At 39.5% G+C, this 19,957-nt stretch carries 21 protein-coding genes, 1 tRNA gene, 1 other RNA gene and 3 pseudogenes; 22 read left to right on the top strand and 4 right to left on the bottom strand.

Annotation, left to right across the window (positions count from 1 at the left end; genetic code table 11):
* Positions 1-3: 3 nt before the first annotated feature.
* From O3658_RS09765 to O3658_RS09680, 18 genes and pseudogenes are all read left to right on the top strand, one after another.
* Positions 4-77: transfer RNA gene (locus tag O3658_RS09765), tRNA-Asn, on the top strand.
* A gap of 179 nt (positions 78-256) precedes the next feature.
* Positions 257-643, top strand: a pseudogene (gene tnpA / locus O3658_RS09760) (IS200/IS605 family transposase); the annotation flags it as partial.
* A 616-nt stretch (positions 644-1,259) separates the two neighbouring features.
* Entirely contained in the window at positions 1,260-1,496 is a 237-nt protein-coding gene (comW, locus tag O3658_RS09755) for a sigma(X)-activator ComW (RefSeq protein ID WP_371561220.1), read from the top strand.
* Positions 1,497-1,727: 231 nt separating this feature from the next.
* Entirely contained in the window at positions 1,728-3,014 is a 1,287-nt protein-coding gene (locus tag O3658_RS09750) for an adenylosuccinate synthase (RefSeq protein ID WP_025171244.1), read from the top strand.
* A gap of 332 nt (positions 3,015-3,346) precedes the next feature.
* Entirely contained in the window at positions 3,347-3,814 is a 468-nt protein-coding gene (tadA, locus tag O3658_RS09745; protein WP_371561226.1) for a tRNA adenosine(34) deaminase TadA, read from the top strand.
* A 32-nt stretch (positions 3,815-3,846) separates the two neighbouring features.
* Positions 3,847-3,944: signal recognition particle sRNA small type (gene ffs, locus O3658_RS09740), an RNA gene on the top strand.
* 213 nt (positions 3,945-4,157) lie between these two features.
* Complete coding sequence (locus tag O3658_RS09735) at positions 4,158-4,601, top strand: dUTP diphosphatase (protein ID WP_371561218.1); 444 nt, start codon at positions 4,158-4,160, stop codon at positions 4,599-4,601.
* A gap of 1 nt (position 4,602) precedes the next feature.
* Complete coding sequence (locus tag O3658_RS09730) at positions 4,603-5,142, top strand: histidine phosphatase family protein (protein ID WP_371561224.1); 540 nt, start codon at positions 4,603-4,605, stop codon at positions 5,140-5,142.
* Positions 5,143-5,152: 10 nt separating this feature from the next.
* A pseudogene (locus O3658_RS09725) lies at positions 5,153-5,314 on the top strand (DNA repair protein RadA); the annotation flags it as partial.
* Positions 5,310-5,559: pseudogene (locus tag O3658_RS09720) on the top strand (isochorismatase family protein); the annotation flags it as partial. The pseudogenes O3658_RS09725 and O3658_RS09720, both read left to right, overlap by 5 nt.
* An 18-nt stretch (positions 5,560-5,577) precedes the next feature.
* Positions 5,578-6,093, top strand: a complete 516-nt coding sequence (locus O3658_RS09715; RefSeq protein ID WP_371561216.1) for a histidine phosphatase family protein — start codon at positions 5,578-5,580, stop codon at positions 6,091-6,093.
* 10 nt (positions 6,094-6,103) lie between these two features.
* Positions 6,104-7,468: a DNA repair protein RadA gene (gene radA, locus O3658_RS09710; protein ID WP_371561222.1), complete on the top strand. Its 1,365-nt coding sequence runs from the start codon at positions 6,104-6,106 to the stop codon at positions 7,466-7,468.
* A 70-nt stretch (positions 7,469-7,538) separates the two neighbouring features.
* Positions 7,539-8,234: a TIGR00266 family protein gene (locus O3658_RS09705; RefSeq protein ID WP_000672725.1), complete on the top strand. Its 696-nt coding sequence runs from the start codon at positions 7,539-7,541 to the stop codon at positions 8,232-8,234.
* 159 nt (positions 8,235-8,393) lie between these two features.
* Complete coding sequence (locus tag O3658_RS09700; protein ID WP_006147430.1) at positions 8,394-8,888, top strand: carbonic anhydrase; 495 nt, start codon at positions 8,394-8,396, stop codon at positions 8,886-8,888.
* 216 nt (positions 8,889-9,104) lie between these two features.
* On the top strand, positions 9,105-10,073 hold the full coding sequence (locus tag O3658_RS09695; protein WP_000010179.1) for a ribose-phosphate diphosphokinase: 969 nt from the start codon (positions 9,105-9,107) through the stop codon (positions 10,071-10,073).
* 303 nt (positions 10,074-10,376) lie between these two features.
* Complete coding sequence (abpA, locus tag O3658_RS09690) at positions 10,377-11,066, top strand: amylase-binding adhesin AbpA (RefSeq protein WP_371561212.1); 690 nt, start codon at positions 10,377-10,379, stop codon at positions 11,064-11,066.
* Positions 11,067-11,140: 74 nt separating this feature from the next.
* On the top strand, positions 11,141-11,980 hold the full coding sequence (srtB, locus tag O3658_RS09685) for a class B sortase, LPKTxAVK-specific (protein ID WP_371561210.1): 840 nt from the start codon (positions 11,141-11,143) through the stop codon (positions 11,978-11,980).
* A gap of 135 nt (positions 11,981-12,115) precedes the next feature.
* The gene (locus O3658_RS09680) at positions 12,116-12,553 is read left to right on the top strand and encodes a CoA-binding protein (RefSeq protein ID WP_371561208.1); all 438 of its coding nucleotides are present in this window, start codon (positions 12,116-12,118) and stop codon (positions 12,551-12,553) included.
* Positions 12,554-12,581: 28 nt separating this feature from the next.
* Here O3658_RS09680 and O3658_RS09675 read toward each other — a convergent pair whose 3' ends face one another.
* The 4 genes from O3658_RS09675 to O3658_RS09660 form a co-directional block, all read right to left on the bottom strand.
* Positions 12,582-13,592, bottom strand: a complete 1,011-nt coding sequence (locus tag O3658_RS09675; protein ID WP_371561206.1) for a YeiH family protein — start codon at positions 13,590-13,592, stop codon at positions 12,582-12,584.
* Positions 13,593-13,837: 245 nt separating this feature from the next.
* A complete protein-coding gene (locus O3658_RS09670; protein ID WP_371561204.1) occupies positions 13,838-15,253 on the bottom strand; it encodes an IS1182 family transposase in 1,416 nt (471 codons plus the stop codon).
* Between the two features lie 293 nt (positions 15,254-15,546).
* Entirely contained in the window at positions 15,547-15,900 is a 354-nt protein-coding gene (locus O3658_RS09665; RefSeq protein ID WP_049504560.1) for a type II toxin-antitoxin system RelE/ParE family toxin, read from the bottom strand.
* Entirely contained in the window at positions 15,890-16,174 is a 285-nt protein-coding gene (locus O3658_RS09660) for a type II toxin-antitoxin system RelB/DinJ family antitoxin (protein ID WP_049549413.1), read from the bottom strand. The genes O3658_RS09665 and O3658_RS09660 overlap by 11 nt, the downstream gene beginning before the upstream one ends.
* Positions 16,175-16,775: 601 nt before the next feature.
* Between O3658_RS09660 and O3658_RS09655 the strand changes: the two genes are divergently transcribed.
* From O3658_RS09655 to O3658_RS09640, 4 genes are read left to right on the top strand one after another with little or no spacing between them, the layout of a single operon-like run.
* Positions 16,776-17,945 (top strand): pyridoxal phosphate-dependent aminotransferase, encoded by a 1,170-nt coding sequence (locus O3658_RS09655; protein ID WP_371561202.1) that lies wholly within the window; start codon positions 16,776-16,778, stop codon positions 17,943-17,945.
* Positions 17,942-18,712, top strand: coding sequence for a DNA repair protein RecO (gene recO / locus O3658_RS09650; RefSeq protein WP_371561200.1), 771 nt, complete (start codon positions 17,942-17,944; stop codon positions 18,710-18,712). Before O3658_RS09655 ends, recO begins: the two co-directional genes overlap by 4 nt.
* Entirely contained in the window at positions 18,709-19,701 is a 993-nt protein-coding gene (gene plsX / locus O3658_RS09645; RefSeq protein ID WP_371561198.1) for a phosphate acyltransferase PlsX, read from the top strand. The genes recO and plsX overlap by 4 nt, the downstream gene beginning before the upstream one ends.
* Before the next feature lie 5 nt (positions 19,702-19,706).
* A complete protein-coding gene (locus O3658_RS09640) occupies positions 19,707-19,943 on the top strand; it encodes an acyl carrier protein (RefSeq protein ID WP_000130002.1) in 237 nt (78 codons plus the stop codon).
* Positions 19,944-19,957: the final 14 nt, after the last annotated feature.

The raw sequence follows: 19,957 nt of genomic DNA, 5'->3' as shown, positions 1-19,957 counted from the left end.
TAATCCGCCATAGCTCAGTTGGTAGTAGCGCATGACTGTTAATCATGATGTCGTAGGTTCGAGTCCTACTGGCGGAGTATGTAGACGTTCCTTGGGACGTCTTTTTTTTATGTGACTTTCAGTTTGTCTCGCACCTCACGGAGCGAGACAAAAAAACACCCGCTATGTGGGTGCGCGTCGAAGGTTATACCCCAAAAACTCCAAACGCGATACAATTAAGGTGTTCAAGCCAATTGTAAAGCGAAAGGAGAAAAATATGGCAAAAAAGGCACATAGTTTATCGCACACAAAGTGGCACTGTAAGTATCATATTGTGTTCACCCCTAAGTATAGACGAAAAGTAATCTATAATCAATATCGAAGTAGTTTAGGCGAAATATTTCATCGCTTGTGTAGTTATAAAGGAGTTGAGATTATCGAGGGTCACTTAATGCCAGACCATGTACATATGTTAGTCAGTATTCCACCGAGTATAAGTGTTTCAAGTTTCATGGGGTATTTAAAAGGTAAAAGTGCACTCATGATGTTTGACAAACACGCTAATCTCAAGTACAAGTTTGGGAATCGGCATTTCTGGGCGGAAGGTTATTATGTGAGTACGGTTGGACTCAATGAAGCCACAATTAAGAAATATATTCAAGATTAAAGAAATTATCCAGTGGATGATTTCTTCACGAGTATGAAAATTTGAGAACGAGTAAAGCATGATATAGCACTAGATAAATTGAGTGTAAAAGAATATGAGGATCCCTTTAGGGATAGTGGTAAGTAATACCAAGGCCTCTTTAAGAGGCAAGTGACGAGCCAGCTTGAACAAGGTGAAAGCCAGCGTCTTTAGGCGCTGGCTGGTAATTTGGGCTTATAGTCCTGGTTCAAACCACCTGTTAGACGCGTTGTCATGATTTATCTTTCAGAGGTCATTTTTGTCTTTTTATATTTGCCACTTTATTAATATTTAATATTTTTATAAGTTTGTTAGATTTGAGTGTTTTATTTTAAGTTTTTTTTAATAGGTCTTATAAGTAATTCTTTAGTGGATTGTGTGGTCTTGCCATCATAGTTTAGACAGTATTTGTTTCTCTTTCATTAGGAAAATTTTAGATCTTTTTTTGAAATGTAGTATTGTGCACCTGATCTGTTAGTTGTCTTTATCTGTTATTTATTTGAATATTCATTATAGTACATGATAGAAGTATCTTCCCTGGTTCTTCTATTTTTTTGTTATACTCATTTTATCAATAGAAATGGAGTTAAATAAAATGATTGAACAGATTTATGAACAATATCTTGATTTTTATGATGTTATTGAAAAGGAATATAGTAACTTAATAGATAATGATTTAGAATGGGAAGTTTTTCATCTTCGATTTTTACTCTATTATTTAGCTCGGTACAAGTTTGATATTATGCATCCTTTATTTTCTTACCACTATAGAGCCTGCTACCGTTTGTACATTGAACAGCTATTGATTTCAAATGACTGGGTTGGGGGATAATTTATAATTTTCATATTTCCGAACAATTTTATTGTTTTATCTTATCATAATAAAAATTTGCAATATTTTTTCAATATGATTTTTTCAATTTTCTCTAAATTCCTAATGTTTCTGGTCTTTGGTCTTGAAAAAATTGAGAATCTTTATTATAATAAATTGTAAGATATAATTGCAGGTGAGATTCCTGCCATGTATGTGAGAAAGGAAGAGCCTAAGGGCTCAGACAAGATTATGACTTCAGTTGTTGTTGTAGGTACCCAGTGGGGTGATGAAGGTAAAGGGAAGATTACAGACTTCCTCTCAGCTAATGCAGAAGTGATTGCACGTTACCAAGGTGGTGATAATGCTGGTCACACAATTGTGATTGATGGAAAAAAATTTAAGTTACACTTGATTCCTTCTGGAATTTTCTTCCCTGAAAAAATTTCTGTCATTGGGAATGGGATGGTTGTAAATCCTAAGTCACTTGTGAAAGAGTTGAGCTATCTTCATGATGAAGGTGTTACAACAGATAATCTACGTATTTCTGATCGTGCGCATGTTATTTTGCCGTACCACATCGAGTTAGACCGTTTGCAAGAAGAAGCTAAGGGTGAAAATAAAATTGGTACTACTATCAAGGGTATTGGTCCAGCTTATATGGATAAGGCTGCTCGTGTTGGAATCCGTATTGCAGATCTTTTGGATAAAGAGATTTTCCGTGAACGTTTAGAACGCAATCTTGCTGAGAAAAATCGTCAATTTGTAAAATTGTATGATAGCGAACCTATTTCATTTGATGATATTTTTGAAGAATATTATGAGTATGGCCAACAAATCAAGCAATATGTAACAGATACTTCTGTTATCTTGAATGATGCACTTGATAATGGCAAACGCGTTCTTTTTGAAGGTGCACAAGGGGTCATGTTAGATATTGATCAAGGAACTTATCCGTTTGTTACTTCTTCAAACCCTGTTGCTGGTGGTGTGACAATTGGTTCTGGTGTTGGTCCAAGCAAGATTGACAAGGTTGTAGGTGTATGTAAAGCTTATACAAGTCGTGTTGGTGATGGTCCATTCCCAACTGAATTGTTTGATGAAGTGGGAGAACGCATTCGTGAAGTAGGTCATGAGTACGGTACTACAACAGGTCGTCCACGTCGTGTAGGTTGGTTTGACTCAGTTGTGATGCGTCATAGTCGCCGTGTTTCTGGCATTACAAATTTATCTTTGAACTCTATCGATGTTTTGAGTGGTTTGGATACAGTTAAAATCTGTGTTGCTTATGATCTTGACGGTCAACGCATTGACTACTATCCAGCTAGTCTTGAACAATTGAAACGTTGTAAACCTATTTATGAAGAATTACCAGGTTGGTCAGAAGATATCACTGGAGTACGTACTTTGGAAGATCTTCCTGAAAATGCACGTAACTATGTTCGTCGTGTTAGCGAATTGGTTGGCGTTCGTATCTCTACTTTCTCAGTAGGTCCTGGTCGTGAACAAACAAATATTTTAGAAAGTGTTTGGTCATAAGAGATTTTTTAAGATTTGTTTAAGATAGTTCAGCTATACTATAGACAGTTACAAGAAGACCTCCTAACTTGTTGTAACAAATATCCTAAACTTTTCTTTTTCATAATAATCTCCCTATAAAGTCACCGCATTCGGTGGCTTTTTTTATGTAGTGAAACATGGTATAATGATAAAATTGATGATAGTCAGTGAAAATTAAAGAGTAAATTAGTTATGAATCGATAAAAATATTATTTTGAAGCTGCAGATGTTAGTATTACATTAATGCTAAGGGAATTCTGATATATTTGGAAGAGATTTTAAAAGATAATAAGCAGGAAAAGAGAGAAGTTATGGATTATACAGTTGAAGAAAAAGAAGCATTTATGAGAGAGGCCTTAAATGAGGCGAAGATTGCTTTAGAGCATGATGAAATTCCAATTGGTTGTGTAATTGTAAAGGATGGAGAAATCATTGGTCGGGGGCACAATGCGCGTGAGGAGTTGCAACGTGCGGTTATGCATGCGGAGATTATGGCCATAGAGAATGCTAATGTAAGGGAAGAGAGCTGGCGTTTGTTGGATTGCACACTTTTTGTGACTATAGAGCCCTGCGTTATGTGTAGTGGGGCGATTGGGTTAGCTCGCATCCCAAAGGTGGTCTATGGAGCTAAAAACCAGAAATTTGGCGCCGCTGGCAGCCTCTACGATATCTTAACAGATGAGCGCCTAAATCATCGTGTAGAGGTTGAAACAGGGATTTTAGAGAGTGAATGTGCAGGCATTATGCAGGAATTTTTCAGAAATCGACGGAAAAAATAATTTCTCTTTTAAAATCTTGAGGAATGTGGTATAATAACTAATGGAGCAACAGTTCTGCGTGAAGCGGGTCAGGGGAGGAATCCAGCAGCCCTAAGCGATGTGAATTGTGTGCTCTTTTTTTGTGCTTTAAAGAAAACAGTTTAAGTGTGGCTAGAAAAGAATGAGTTTGTTAATAAAGGGGAAAATAAGTGACATTTGAAATATCTTTAAATTTTTGCGGTATGATTTTATTATTTGCTTTTTGATAGGACGCTTTTCTTTATTTTATATAGAAGATTTTTCGTGCTTTTTTCGAATAAATAAGATAAAATAACCTAGAATAAAAGATTAAAAAGAGGGAAATATGAAAATTCGTGGTTTTGAATTAGTTTCTAGTTTTACAGATGAGAGTTTGCTACCGAAGCGTGAGACAGCACATGCAGCTGGTTACGACTTAAAGGTTGCTGTGCGTACGGTCATTGCTCCAGGTGAGATTGCCCTTGTTCCAACAGGGGTTAAAGCCTATATGCAACCGACTGAGGTTCTCTACCTCTATGATCGTTCTTCAAACCCTCGTAAAAAGGGCTTGGTCTTGATTAACTCTGTGGGTGTCATTGACGGAGACTATTATGGTAATCCAGGGAATGAAGGACATATCTTTGCGCAGATGAAGAATATCACAGACCAAGAGGTTGTTCTTGAAGTTGGGGAACGTGTAGTCCAGGCTGTCTTTGCTCCATTTTTGATTGCGGATGGCGATGCGGCAGATGGTGTTCGGACTGGTGGATTTGGATCAACTGGGCACTAAGATGAAGATTATCTTTGTACGTCACGGGGAGCCAGATTATAGTATGCTTGATAAACTAGAAAATCCGCAACTATATAGTGGTTTTGGTCGTGATTTAGCACCATTGACAGGAAAAGGTCGCAGTCTGGCAAAAGAAGTTGCTAAAATTGCATGTTTTGGAAAGGCAGAGATTATTATTTCCTCGTCTGTGACGAGGGCTTTAGAAACAGCCCATTATATAGCAGTTGAAACAGGATTGGACTTATTTGTAGAGCCGTTTTTTCATGAGTGGCGTCCAGACTTAGATGGCACTAACTCTGATTTAACTAGTGTATTGGTAGCTCATGAATATTATCTAAAACATCAAGGAGGTTTATCTGAAGATTCTCCTTATCGCTATGAAACTGATCTAGAGATGCGTCATTGTTTTTTAAGAGCTTTGGAAAAATATAAAAATTATAAAACTATTATCATTGTAACTCACGGAATGCCCATGCGCCAGTTTGTGCGAAATGAGAAGATTGATTTTTGCCAAGTGATTGAGTGTGAGATAGAGATTTAGAAAGAGGTTTATCATCGCAAAGAAAAAGGCGACATTTGTGTGTCAAAATTGTGAATATAATTCCCCCAAGTATTTAGGGCGCTGTCCAAACTGTGGTTCTTGGTCTTCTTTTGTTGAGGAGGTTGAGGTTGCAGAGGTCAAGAATGCGCGTGTGTCCTTGACGGGGGAGAAAAGACAGAAAGAAGAAATTTGCGACCGGCTTGCTGCTTGTATCTTCTCGTATCTTTGAGAAGCGTCGGGCTTCTTGCTTTACTAATCTAGATTTAAAAGATTTTTTAGAGGAAAACGGTGCTAAAAGCATAGAGTTTATAGGGGTAGATGGCAATGGCTGTGTTAAGGCTTCCGTTTTGGCAGCTACCAAGGAGAATTATCAGGTTTCTGAAGCAGTGGCAAGATTGCGGAATCAAGATTGGATAGTTTTATGGGGATCTTAATATGAAAATTATTTTTATCCGTCACGGAGAGCCAAATTACCGTGAGTTAGAGGAGCGTTCCTATACTGGATTCGGGATGGATTTGGCGCCTTTGTCTGAGAAGGGATGGCAGCAAGCTCAGGAACTGAGCAAAAATTCTTTGCTACACTCAGCTGATCTACTAGTTTCTTCTGCAGTCACAAGAGCTTTAGAGACTGCTAGCTATGTGGCTTGTGCTACTGGACTTCCTTTGAGAGTGGAGCCATTATTGCATGAATGGCAAGTCTATGAAAGTGGCGTAGAGAATTTTGAAAAAGCTCGTACTCTGTTTCTAGGAAATAATGGATCCTTACCTTCTAATAGTCCTATTCAATATGAGACAGCTGAGGAAATGAGGTCTCGGTTTCTAGAATCTATGCGCAAGTATCGAGACTATCAGACAGTCGTTGTTGTCACTCATCGGATGCTCATGCGCCAGTTTGTGCCAAATGAGAAGATTGATTTTTGCCAAGTGATTGAGTGTGAGATAGAGATATAGAAAGAGGTTTATTATCGCAAAGAAAAAAGCGACATTTATATGTCAAAATTGTGGGTATATTTCCCCTAAATATCTAGGACGGTGTCCAAACTGTGGGTCTTGGTCTTCTTTTGTAGAAGAAATCGAGGTTGCAGAAGTCAAGAATGCGCGTGTGTCCTTGACAGGTGAGAAAACCAAGCCCATGAAACTGGCTGAAGTGACCTCCATCAATGTCAATCGAACCAAGACTGAGATGGAGGAGTTTAACCGAGTTCTTGGTGGAGGTGTGGTACCAGGAAGTCTTGTCCTTATCGGTGGGGATCCTGGGATTGGGAAATCAACTCTGCTCTTACAAGTCTCAACCCAGCTGTCTCAAGTAGGAACTGTTCTCTATGTCAGTGGCGAGGAGTCTGCTCAGCAAATCAAACTCCGTGCAGAGCGTTTAGGTGATATTGATAGTGAGTTTTATCTCTATGCTGAGACCAATATGCAGAGCGTGCGGGCAGAGGTGGAGCGCATCCAGCCAGACTTCCTCATTATTGACTCCATCCAGACCATTATGTCTCCGGAGATTTCAGGAGTTCAAGGATCTGTGTCTCAGGTGCGTGAGGTGACTGCAGAACTCATGCAGCTGGCCAAGACCAATAACATTGCCATCTTTATTGTAGGGCATGTGACCAAGGAAGGAACCTTGGCTGGGCCTCGGATGTTGGAGCATATGGTGGATACGGTACTTTACTTTGAAGGGGAACGCCACCATACCTTCCGTATCTTGAGAGCGGTCAAAAACCGTTTTGGCTCGACCAATGAAATTGGGATTTTTGAGATGCAATCAGGTGGCTTGGTTGAGGTTCTCAATCCGAGTCAAGTTTTCCTAGAAGAACGTTTAGATGGAGCAACTGGTTCGTCCATCGTGGTGACTATGGAAGGAACCCGTCCTATTCTTGCGGAGGTTCAGGCCTTGGTAACACCGACTATGTTTGGGAATGCCAAGCGGACTACAACAGGCCTTGATTTCAATCGTGCAAGTCTGATTATGGCTGTTTTGGAGAAACGAGCAGGGCTTCTTTTACAAAATCAGGATGCTTATCTCAAATCTGCTGGTGGTGTCAAATTGGATGAGCCTGCTATTGACTTGGCAGTTGCAGTTGCTATTGCTTCGAGTTACAAGGATAAACCAACCAACCCGCAGGAATGTTTTGTGGGAGAGTTGGGCTTGACGGGAGAGATCAGACGTGTGAATCGTATCGAGCAACGGATCAATGAAGCAGCAAAACTTGGATTTACAAAAATCTATGTACCGAAAAATTCTTTGACAGGTATTAAACCGCCTAAGGAAATTCAGGTGATCGGAGTGACCACTATAGGAGAAGTCTTGAAGAAGGTTTTCTCCTAATAGTTGTATACAGGTATAGATTACTAATTATTTTATTGCTAACATTTATTAAAACAAGGAGGAATTTCTGATGAAATTTTCTATGGACAGTCATATGCAATTTCCTTTGGTAGAGTTGTCACTCAATCAAGGAGAAACCGTCTATATCCAGCGAGGTAGTATGGTTTACCACACGCCTAACGTAAGCCTCAATACACAGCTCAATGCCAGCGGTTCTGGTTTGGGACGTTTTGTCAAAGCTGTAGGACGTTCAATGGTTTCTGGCGAAAGCACCTTCATTACTCAAGCAGTTGCAGAGTCTGACAACGGCAACCTTGCTTTAGCACCAGATACTCCTGGTCAAGTGATTGCTCTCGAGCTAGGAGAAAAGCAATATCGATTGAATGATGGAGCCTTTCTAGCTCTTGATGGTACAGCTTTCTATACAATGGAGCGTCAGTCTATTGGGAAGGCTCTGTTCGGAGGGCAAGGCGGTCTCTTTGTGATGACAACCCAAGGTCAGGGAACTCTTTTGGCTAATGCTTTTGGATCTATTAAGAAAATTGAGCTTCAAAACCAAGAAATAACTATTGACAATGCCCATGTGGTGGCTTGGAGTCAATCTTTGGACTATCATATCCACTTAGAAAATGGTTTCTGGCAATCTATTGGTACAGGCGAAGGAGTGGTGAATACCTTCCGAGGTACTGGTGAGGTTTATGTACAAAGTCTCAATCTTCAAAGCTTTGCAGGCTCTCTCAACAAGTATATCCAAAAAGAATCATAACAGTAAAAACTAGGATAGGGACCCAAGCTAGATGCTAGAAGTCTCTGTTCTAGTTTTTTATATGGAAGTTGAAAACTGACAAGACAAAGAAAAGATGGTAAGATAGAAGATAAATAATTTGGTTTTCAAATTATCTTAAAAGTAAGAAAGTGTGTTGTCATGTCGTATTTTGAACAGTTTATGCAAGCCAATCAGGCTTATGTTGCCTTGCATGGGCAGTTAAATCTGCCAATCAAGCCGAAAACAAGAGTAGCCATTGTGACTTGTATGGACTCACGTCTGCACGTTGCACAAGCTCTGGGGCTAGCACTTGGAGATGCTCACATTTTACGGAATGCGGGCGGTCGAGTGACAGATGATATGATTCGCTCACTGGTCATTTCCCAGCAGCAGATGGGGACAAGAGAAATTGTGGTTCTTCATCATACAGACTGTGGTGCTCAAACATTTCAAAACGAAGAGTTTCAAGAACATTTAAAAACAGAATTAGGGGTTGATGTCTCGGGTCAAGATTTTCTCCCTTTTCAAGATGTTGAGGAGAGTGTTCGTGAGGATATGCAGTTACTTCGAGAATGCCCATTGATTCCAGATGATGTTGTTATTTCAGGGGCTGTTTATGATGTGGATACAGGCAGTATGAGAGAGGTATACTAACTTTTCCTTTGTGAGTTCCTATCTTCCCATGAGATAGAATGTATAAGTTGTCACATTTTTGCTTGAATATAAGGAATATAAATGAGCACAAGGCAAGGGTATAAATGTCTACTCTTGTCTTATTTTTTATTGAAAAATCAAGAAAAAAGCGCTACAATGGTAGTTGGAAAAATGTTGTGAAAAAACACAAGCGATACATAAATACTGGAGGAAATCATGTCTTTTTCTGATTTAAAGCTGTTTGCCCTTTCTTCAAATAGAGAATTGGCAGAGCGTGTGGCGCAAGAGATTGGGATAGAGTTGGGAAAATCGACTGTACGTCAATTTTCAGATGGAGAAATTCAAGTTAATATCGAAGAATCAATCCGTGGGAAACACGTCTTTATCTTACAATCAACTAGCTCACCTGTAAATGACAATCTGCTAGAAATTTTGATTATGGTAGATGCTTTAAAACGTGCCAGTGCAGAATCTGTCAACGTTGTTATGCCTTACTATGGCTATGCACGTCAGGATAGAAAAGCGAGAGCGCGTGAGCCAATCACTTCAAAACTTGTAGCAAATATGTTAGAAGTAGCTGGAGTGGATCGTTTGTTGACGATCGACTTGCATGCTGCACAGATTCAGGGATTCTTTGATATTCCTGTCGATCACTTGATGGGTGCTCCTTTAATTGCAGACTACTTTGAGCGTCGTGGCATGGTTGGTTCTGACTATGTGGTTGTCAGTCCGGACCATGGTGGGGTGACTCGTGCTCGTAAATTGGCAGAGTTTTTGAAAACTCCGATTGCCATTATTGATAAACGTCGTAGCGTGGACAAGATGAATACCAGTGAAGTGATGAACATCATTGGTAAGGTAGAAGGCAAGACTTGTATCTTGATTGACGATATGATCGATACAGCTGGAACGATTTGTCATGCGGCGGATGCTCTTGCAGAAGCTGGTGCTGTCGAAGTTTACGCAAGCTGTACGCACCCAGTTCTTTCAGGGCCTGCTATGGATAATATCCAAAAATCAGCTATTAAAAAATTAGTTGTTTTGGATACTATCTACCTACCAGAAGAGCGTTTAATTGATAAGATTGAGCAAATCTCTATCGCTCATCTCTTGGCAGATGCTATCATCCGTATCCACGAAAAACGTCCTTTATCTCCATTATTTAGTATTGAGAAAAAAATCTAACGAATTCGTTGGATAAGATAAAACTCCTAACAAAGTGATAGATCTTGTTGGGAGTTTTCTTAATTAGATCAGAAAAATGTGAAAATTTCACTAATTGTTCGTTTTTTAGTCCATTTTTTTCCTTAATCTTTCGATAATATTGCTTGTTTTTTAAGAATATAATAAATTTTACTCGTTTTTCACCAGAAATTTTAAAAATACTTTAAGAAAAAACTTGACAACTTAGATATATGTGATATAAATTTGAAGTAATAAGGCGTGCCCTTATAAAATAAATAAAGAAATTTAACGAGGAGATAAAACATGAAAAAAGTTTTATTAGCATCAGTAGCAGCTCTTGCAGTATTCTCAGCAGCAGCTCCAGTTTTTGCACAAGGAGAAAATTCAGCTTCTTCTAACCAATTACTTCAAAAGAAATATGTTTCTGAACGTGATATTGCAGATGAAGCTAACACACAAGTAGCAGCACATGACGCTGAAATCCGTGCTGAAGCACAACGTCAATTTGATCAAACAGCGGCAGCAGCAGTTAAAGCAGCTGAAGGTAAATTGAAAGCTTTCTTGGACTCTGGATACTCAGACCATGATTTTACTGATAAGAAAAATGCTCTAGAAGCTGAAGTTACAGCAGCTAAAGCTAAAGGTGAGCAAGCTTATAACGAAATTTACAATACTGTTCGTAACCGCTACGTTCAAAAATTGCAAGAACAATACCGTGCAGCAGCTAAAGCTCAAGGTAACTACTGGAACGATCCAACTGGTGTAGAGGACAACAAACCAAACTCAACTCGTATTGCTGAAGACCAAGCTAACCAAACAGGTCAGGCTGCATCAGCTGCACAAGCAGCAGCTGACCAAGCTGCAACTAAACCAGAAGATGGTAAACCAGGTGCTGTAGACCAAGCTAAAAAAGCAGATGCAGCTGCTAAAAAAGCAGGCGCAAATGCTAAAGCAGGTCAAAAAGCCCTTCCAAAAACACACGCTGCTAAATAATTTTATTTAAAAAGTAGCCAATCACTGAAACTTGGTTTCAGTGATTTTTTTGGTAAAAAATGAGGGAGGAAAAGATGAGTAGACGTTCTACAAGAAAGAAATCACCTATTGGTAAAATAATTGCTTCAATCGTTGCAGTAGCTATCGTTGCTTTGGGAGGCTTCTTTATCTATAAAAGCTTCCTAGCTCCAAGTGGAGATAAGCTAAATGATGCAAAGGTTACTCAGGAAGCTCCAAAACAAGCCTATAATGCTAGCGAAGAAGAAAAGGAATATCTCGCAAATAAATTTAAAGGCTTGCTCGCAACAAACTCTGAAACGGTTGGTTATGTATATATTCCTGGTACCCAGTTAGATGAACCAGTTGTTCAAACAACGGATAATGCGACTTATTTAGATAAGCGCTTTGATGGCGTTAATGAGCCTTTAATGGGGGCAGTCTTTATGGACGCTGATAACAAGAAGGACTTTAGTGATCGATTGACTTGGTTATTTGGTCACGCTCGTGGTAGCAAAGTGGCTGACCACCGTATGTTTAAAGATGTAAATTACTTCAGTCGCCAAGAATATTTTGATGCACACCCTTATGTTGTCATTGAAACTCCAGAGAGAAAGTATTATTATGAAGCTGTTGCTATGATTATTGTTCCAGAAGAAACAGCTTTTTACCGTACTTCTTTTGATGATGACAAGGATTTCGAGAAACAGTTAAGTATTATTTATGATACTGCAGAGGTTAAGAAACCAAATGTTAAGGTATCAGCTAAGGATAAATATCTTGTTCTTTCTACTTGTCGTGAAGAAGATGACACGATTCGTGCCAATCTCTACCTTCGACAAATTCCTGATTCAGAGATGAGTGACTTTGTCAAACAACATGGAGAAAGTCTTCAGTATAAACCCACAAGAGAATAATCTTTAAATAAGATCTTTATGAATCCTCTAGGAATTAAATGAAATAGTTTAATTCCTAGAGGATTTTTTGATTTTATAGTAAATTTCTGCAAACCCTTTCAAAATATGCTATACTGATGAAAAAGGAGGATTTTTATGATTCAAGAATTTATCAATCCAAGTGATGGCGTGATCCGTCAGTATCTAGAAATCAGTAAGACTCTAGCAGTAGTGGGCTTGTCTGACCGTGAGGAAACAACCAGCAATCGAGTGACAAAGGAAATGCAGGCTCGTGGCTATAAAATCATACCAGTAAACCCTAAGGCTGCAGGTGGGGAAATCTTGGGAGAAAAGGCTTATGCTAGTCTAGCTGAGATTCCTTTCCCTGTAGATATCGTTAATGTCTATCGTCGTAGTGAGTTTCTACCAGATGTGGCACGAGATTTTCTCAAGGCTGATGCTAAGATTTTCTGGGCGCAACTAGGACTTGAAAGTCTAGAAGCGGAAGAAATCTTGCGTGCTGGAGGATGCGATGATATCGTGATGAATCGTTGTATCAAGCGAGAACATACACGCTTAATTCTTGAACAATAAAAAGGTAGCTTGCGGGCTACCTTTTGTCTTAGAAAATACCGATGAGTGTTTGCATCCCGAGGCTAGTCAGGATGATGGCAATCCAGCAGAGGGCACCAAGAAGAATGGATTTACCGCTGGACTTAATCATAGCAATGAGGTTGGTTTTGAGACCGATAGCGCTCATGGCCATGATGATGAGGAATTTAGATAGTTGTTTGAGAGGTGCAAAGAAGCTACTGCTGACACCGAAGGAAGTAAGGATGGTGGTTAGCAGGGAAGCTAGGATGAAGTAGAGAATGAAAACAGGGAAGATTTTTTTAAGTTTTACTCCTTGGTTGTTGCCTTGTTGACGACTTTGCCAGTAAGAGAGGAAGAGAGTGATAGGGATAATAGCTAGGGTACGGGTCAATTTGACGATAGTAGCAGACTCAAGAGTGTTTGTGTGGTAAAGACTATCCCAGGCGCTGGCAGTGGCTGTTACAGAGGAAGTATCATTGACCGCAGTTCCTGCAAAGAGGGAGAAGCCCTCGTTTGATAGGTGAAGCCAGGTTCCTAGGGTTGGGAAAATAAGCGCTGCTAAGACATTGAAGAAAAAGATAACGGAAATGGCTTGGGCGACTTCTTTTTCCTTGGCATGGATGACGGGAGCTGTCGCTGCAATGGCAGAACCTCCACAGATAGAAGAACCAACACCGATCAAGGTTGCTAGTTTTGTGTCCAAGGCAAAGAAACGTTGGAAAAGATAGGCAACAATCAAGGCTATAGAAATGGTAGATAGAATGACAGGAAGGGAAGATTTTCCGACTGCGAAAACTTGAGAGATATTGAGTCCAAACCCAAGCAAGATAACAGCATACTGAAGTAATTTCTTGGAGCTGTAAGTCAAACCAGCATCTAGTTGTTTATAGGAAGTGAGAAATGGGTGGAGAATCATGCCAATAAAGATGGCAAAGACAGGTGCCCCGACAACAGGCAAGAAGCCTCCTAAAATCCAAGAAATGATAGATATGATAAGACAGGCTAAAAGTCCTGCCCCATTTTTTGATAGAAATGACATAAAAACCTCCGAAATAAGTACTTCTTATTATAGTCTTGTCCAGAAGAAAAGTAAAGAGAAAGTAGAGTTTAATAATTATTTGACAAGTTTCTCAAATTTATGTGATAATAGCTGTACAAGAACTGTAACGAAGTCTTGGCAAAAACAGAAATACCAGAGCTTCACCTCTGGTATTTCTGTCAGAACGAAGACAAATGTCATTTTTGGCGTTTGTCTTTTTTACTTTTCAAAAATATGTTGTCTCATCATCTGATATTCCATCCGAAAATCTGTATTTGAGAAAAATAAAAAGGGATATTTCCTATCCATTTCACCAGTTTTTTGATATTTAAACACGCCAAAGTAAGCCCAACCTGATCCTCCATTTTGGACTTTCCTTTTTCTCTAGTGTATCTCAAATTATGGTACTCTTTAGCCGTCCCAAAGAGCCGTTCAATTGTTTCTTTGCGCTTCTTATAGAGCTCTTTCATTTCTATTTGGTGACGGATCTCTTCACAAAATTCAAGGGCATCTTTCCAGACATGTCTCGTTACTACTTTTTGAAAATTCTTGCTTTGGGTACAAACGGATAATAGGGGACAGGCAACACATACTTTGGGATTACTCTTATACTCACGGTAGCCTTCTCGAGTGGTAGTGCGATAGCTTAATACTTGATTCTCTGGACAAATATAAGAGTCATGACTTGCATCATAAACAAAATTACTAGGCCTTAAGTTCCCCTTTACTCCCTTTGGACGAGTATAAGAGAAGACAGGAATGATATTACGTTCTAACAAATAATGGGCAATAGCTGGGGTCTTGTAACCTGAATCCGCAATAATATAGTGTGGGGAGGATGGCTCTAACTTTGAAAAAAGAGCAGGGAAAGCCTGACTGTCATGAACATTTCCTGCTTCAACCGTATAAGCTAAGGCCCAACCATGCTTATCGCAAGCAACTTGAGCAGAATAGGCAAATACTTCCTTGTGTTCGCCCTTGTGAAACCAACCACACTCGGGATCTGTTGTTGAGATTTTCTTTTCTTTTGCCTCACTTTCTTTTGCGGGTTTTAAGGACTTTTTTGCGTGTTTTTTCCGATCTAAATCAATCTCAACTGCCAATTGTTCACTCATAAATTTAGCTTGTTGGTCTACCATTTCCTTACGGTACTTGTGACTATTAGCCGCCGCTTTGATATGGGTACCATCCACAAATATTTCAGAAGGATCAATTAAGCCAGCATACAAAGCTTGGTTGAGAACTTGGGAAAAAATCTCAGAAATGAGTTCTTTATCTTGAAAACGACGGCTGTAATTCTTCCCATAGGTAGTAAAATGAGGAACCTTATCATCTAAAGTTAGTCCGAGAAACCAACGATAGGCCACGTTTACTTCAATCTCTTCCATGGTTTGGCGCATGGAACGGATACCATAAAAACATTTAATCAAAGGAATTTTGACTAACATGACAGGATCAAGACTAGGACGACCATTATCTGGACTATAGGTATCTTCTACCAAGTCATAGATAAAGTCAAAATCAACCTTTGAATCAACTTGTCGAAGAAAGTGATCTTGTGGGACCAATTCGTCTATTGTATAGAAACCATAAAGGACTTTGTCTTCTATCTGACAGAAATACCAGAGCTTCACCTCTGGTATTTCTGTTTGTCTAGTCATATTAAAACTAAACTCAGGTTATATTTTTTTGTCGCGCTTATCTAGCCACTTTCTGACTACCAACTCAGAAATGACATTACCGATCTAGAAATCAATAATGGTGCTAGAATAGTTGTAACGAAGATTAGCAAAACCGTATTTTACAAAGGTATACTCTGTAATATTAAAATCCTTATTAAATCAACGTTTCTAAAGAAAAAGTAGCTGTAAAATATTATATATACAGCGTATTGTTAAACCAAGACGGTACCAAAAATTAAGGTTTCGGAGCTTATAAAATAAAGAAAGATGTCTCAATCAGTTGAGCTTTTTTTATTACCATTTTGTAGCAAAGTGACATAGTCGCTTTTTATGTGGAATAGGTGAGATAAAAAAACAGTGTTTCGTTTTTGGTCGATGAAGTAGAGTAAGACATACTGGCCGATAATTTTTCCTCGTGTAGGGTACTTACTATTAATCTTTACACCAATTTTTTCATCGGCGTCAAAACCAGCCTCAGGAAAGACTTCTAAACTTTTTAAGCCATCTAAAATTTTACCCACAGTATTTTTAGCAGACTGAGGTGATAAAAGAACAGTAGTGATGTAATCATGAATACTGTCAATAGCTTGGCTCACTTCATCAGAAATAATTACTTTATAAGCCATAGCGTGCCCTCATACTGTCTAGGGAAGTCCCTTTTCCTGCTTCATATTCTCTTAAGGCTCGTTCGGATTGAGCTTGTAATTCCTCAATCAACTGTTCACGATGTAAATCTTCTGCAGTCTTGATTGGCAAGTCCTGTTCGAGGACAATCTGCTCTATAAAAAGAGTGATAGCATCCGTCATGGTCATTCCTTTTTCCTTGATAATGGCTCTAGCTTGTTCCATTGCTAACTCATTGATTTTAAAATTGTATTGCTTAACAAGTGATTTAGTCATGGTATATCTCCGTTCTATATCGTATATATCCAGTATATATTTTTTGAACTTTTTTTGCAAGAAAAAAACTCTTGAATATACTCCAAGAGTGAAACGAATAGGACCAGTGGTGGAGCGGGTTCTTTACAGCCTAAAGCTGAAGATAGTGCCGAACCTGAACCTGAATCATCAGCAACATTTGAGCAAACTGTTACAGTCACTCGACATCATCTTATCCTTAGTTATAAGTTTAGGATAGATAAGAGAGAATATCAACAATAATTCTTATTACAACCATCAGTCTTGTACCTTTGTTTGATTATCTTCGTTTACTTTTTTTGTGACCTGATGTATATTGACCCCTAGCCGATTTATTTCCTTACGTAACTTCTCAATACTCGTCGAAAATCTCCTAATACGTTGTCATCTTCGGCTTACCTAACTTTAGTTATGCTTTCACCTTGATTCCTAGTTTCATGAGATTTTCATTGAGTATTCTAAAAACATAGTGTTGTAATGAATTTAAATGAACATACATCAGTTGCTTATACTAGTGTGATTTTGCGGTCAGAGAGCTTTTGTAGTATAATAGACATATGTCCTTTAAGCAAGGAGGGTATCTATGGACTTAACCAAGCGCTTTAATAAACAATTAGATAAGATTCAAGTTTCCTTGATTCGTCAGTTTGACCAGGCTATTTCTGAGATTCCTGGGGTTCTACGTCTGACATTGGGAGAGCCTGACTTTACAACTCCAGACCATGTTAAGGAGGCGGCTAAGCGCGCCATTGACCAAAATCAATCCTACTATACAGGGATGAGTGGTTTGATGACTTTACGCCAGGCAGCTAGTGATTTTGTAAGAGAAAAATACCAGCTGGACTATAATCCAGAGAATGAAATCTTGGTTACAATTGGTGCGACAGAGGCCCTATCAGCTACTTTGACAGCTATTTTAGAAGAGGGAGACAAGGTTCTCTTGCCAGCTCCTGCCTATCCAGGTTATGAGCCGATTGTTAATCTAGTTGGTGCAGAGATTGTTGAGATTGATACGACTGAAAATGGTTTTGTCTTGACTCCTGAAATGCTGGAGAAGGCAATTCTGGAGCAGGGTGACAAGCTCAAGGCAGTCATTCTCAACTATCCAGCTAATCCTACAGGAATTACTTATAGTCGCGAACAGTTGGAAGCCTTGGCTGACGTTTTACGTAAGTATGAGATTTTCGTTGTCTGTGATGAAGTCTACTCAGAATTAACTTATACAGGGGAAAATCATGTATCTTTGGGGACTATGCTGAGAGATCAGGCCATTATCATCAACGGTCTATCTAAATCCCATGCCATGACAGGTTGGCGTTTAGGCTTTATCTTTGCCCCAGCAAACTTCACAGCCCAACTCATCAAGAGTCACCAGTACTTGGTAACTGCTGCGAATACTATGGCTCAACATGCTGCAGTAGAAGCCTTAACAGCTGGTAAAGATGATGCAGAGCCGATGAAAAAGGAGTATATCCAACGTCGGGACTACATTATCGACAAGATGACTGCCCTTGGTTTTGAGATTATCAAACCTGACGGTGCCTTTTATATCTTTGCTAAGATTCCAACAGGCTACAATCAAGATTCCTTTGCTTTTCTGAAGGATTTTGCTCACAAGAAGGCTGTTGCCTTTATCCCTGGTGCAGCTTTTGGTCAATATGGAGAAGGTTATGTGCGCTTGTCTTATGCAGCTAGCATGGAAACCATCAGAGAAGCTATGAAACGTCTTGAGGAGTATATGAGAGAAGCATGATTCAGTCTATTACGAGTCAGGGGTTGGTGCTCTACAATCGTAATTTTCGTGAGGATGACAAGCTAGTCAAGATTTTTACAGAGCAGGTCGGCAAGCGGATGTTTTTTGTCAAACATGCCGGTCAGTCCAAACTGGCTCCAGTTATTCAACCTTTGGTGCTGGCTCGTTTTCTTTTGCGAATCAATGATGATGGACTTAGTTATATTGAAGACTATCATGAGGTGATGACCTTTCCAAAAATCAATAGTGATCTCTTTGTCATGGCCTATGCGACCTATGTGGCAGCTTTGGCAGATGCTAGTTTGCAGGACAATCAGCAGGATGCTCCCTTATTTGCTTTTTTGCAGAAGACATTAGAGTTGATGGAAGCAGGTTTGGATTATCAAGTTCTGACTAATATTTTTGAAATTCAGATTTTGACACGGTTTGGAATTAGTCTTAATTTTAATGAGTGTGTTTTTTGCCATCGGGTGGGTCAGGCCTTTGATTTTTCTTTCAAATATGGCGCTTGCTTATGTCCTGAGCATTATCATGAGGATGAGAAACGATGTCATCTGAATCCAAACATTCCCTATCTGCTCAATCAATTTCAAGCTATTAACTTTGAGACTTTAGAGACTATTTCTCTCAAGCCTGACATCAAGCAAGAATTGCGCAAGTTTATGGACCAAATTTATGAAGAGTACGTCGGGATTCACCTAAAATCAAAGAAATTTATTGATTCCCTAGCCGATTGGGGACAATTACTAAAAGAGGAAGACAAATGAAAAAAATCGCAGTAGATGCTATGGGTGGCGATTACGCACCTCAAGCCATCGTGGAGGGTGTCAATCAAGCCCTTGCTGACTTTTCAGATATTGAGATTCAACTTTACGGAGATGAGAGCAAGATCAAGCAATATCTAACAGCTACAGAGCGCGTTAGTATTATCCATACAGATGAAAAAATAAATTCTGATGATGAGCCTACAAAAGCTATCCGCAAGAAGAAAAATGCCAGTATGGTCTTGGCGGCCAAGGCTGTCAAAGATGGAGAGGCAGATGCTGTTCTTTCTGCAGGAAATACAGGTGCCTTGTTAGCAGCAGGATTTTTCATCGTTGGTCGTATCAAAAATATCGATCGACCTGGGCTTATGTCAACCTTACCAACAGTTGATGGGAAAGGTTTTGATATGCTAGATCTCGGTGCCAATGCAGAAAACACAGCCCACCACCTTCATCAATATGCCATCCTAGGTTCTTTCTACGCTAAAAATGTTCGTGGAATTGCAAAACCACGAGTTGGTTTGCTTAATAACGGGACAGAGAGTAGTAAAGGGGATCCACTCCGCAAGGAAACTTATGACTTGCTAGCAGCTGATGAGAGTTTGAATTTTATTGGTAATGTGGAAGCGCGTGACTTGATGGATGGCGTTGCAGATGTTGTCGTGGCAGACGGTTTCACGGGAAACGCTGTGTTAAAATCCATCGAAGGAACAGCCATGGGCATCATGGGCTTGCTTAAAAATGCTATTACAGGTGGTGGACTTCGAGCAAAACTTGGTGCTCTTCTTCTTAAGGATAGTCTTAGAGGTTTGAAAAAGCAACTCAACTATTCAGACGTTGGAGGTGCAGTCTTGTTTGGTGTTAAGGCGCCTGTTGTCAAGACTCATGGATCAAGTGATGCCAAGGCTGTGTACAGTACGATTCGTCAGATTCGTACCATGCTAGAAACAGACGTAGTTGCTCAAACTGCGCGTGAATTTTCAGGAGAATAATATATATGACAGATAAAGAAATTTTTGACCGTGTCGTGACCATTATCCAAGAACGTCAAGGGGAAGACTTTGTAGTCACAGAGGCCTTGAGCTTGAAGGATGATTTGGATGCTGATTCGGTAGATTTGATGGAATTCGTACTAACCATTGAGGATGAATTTGGAATCGAAATTAGTGATGAAGAAATCGACCACCTCCAAAGTGTGGCAGATGTATTGAAAGCCATTAAAGATAAAATCTAACATAAAGCAACATG

The sequence above is a fragment of the Streptococcus sp. 27098_8_69 genome, assembly GCF_041432445.1.
Classification (GTDB): Bacteria; Bacillota; Bacilli; order Lactobacillales; family Streptococcaceae; genus Streptococcus.
The sequence above is the reverse complement of the archived record's forward strand: the minus strand, read 5'-3'. Positions and strand labels throughout refer to the sequence as shown.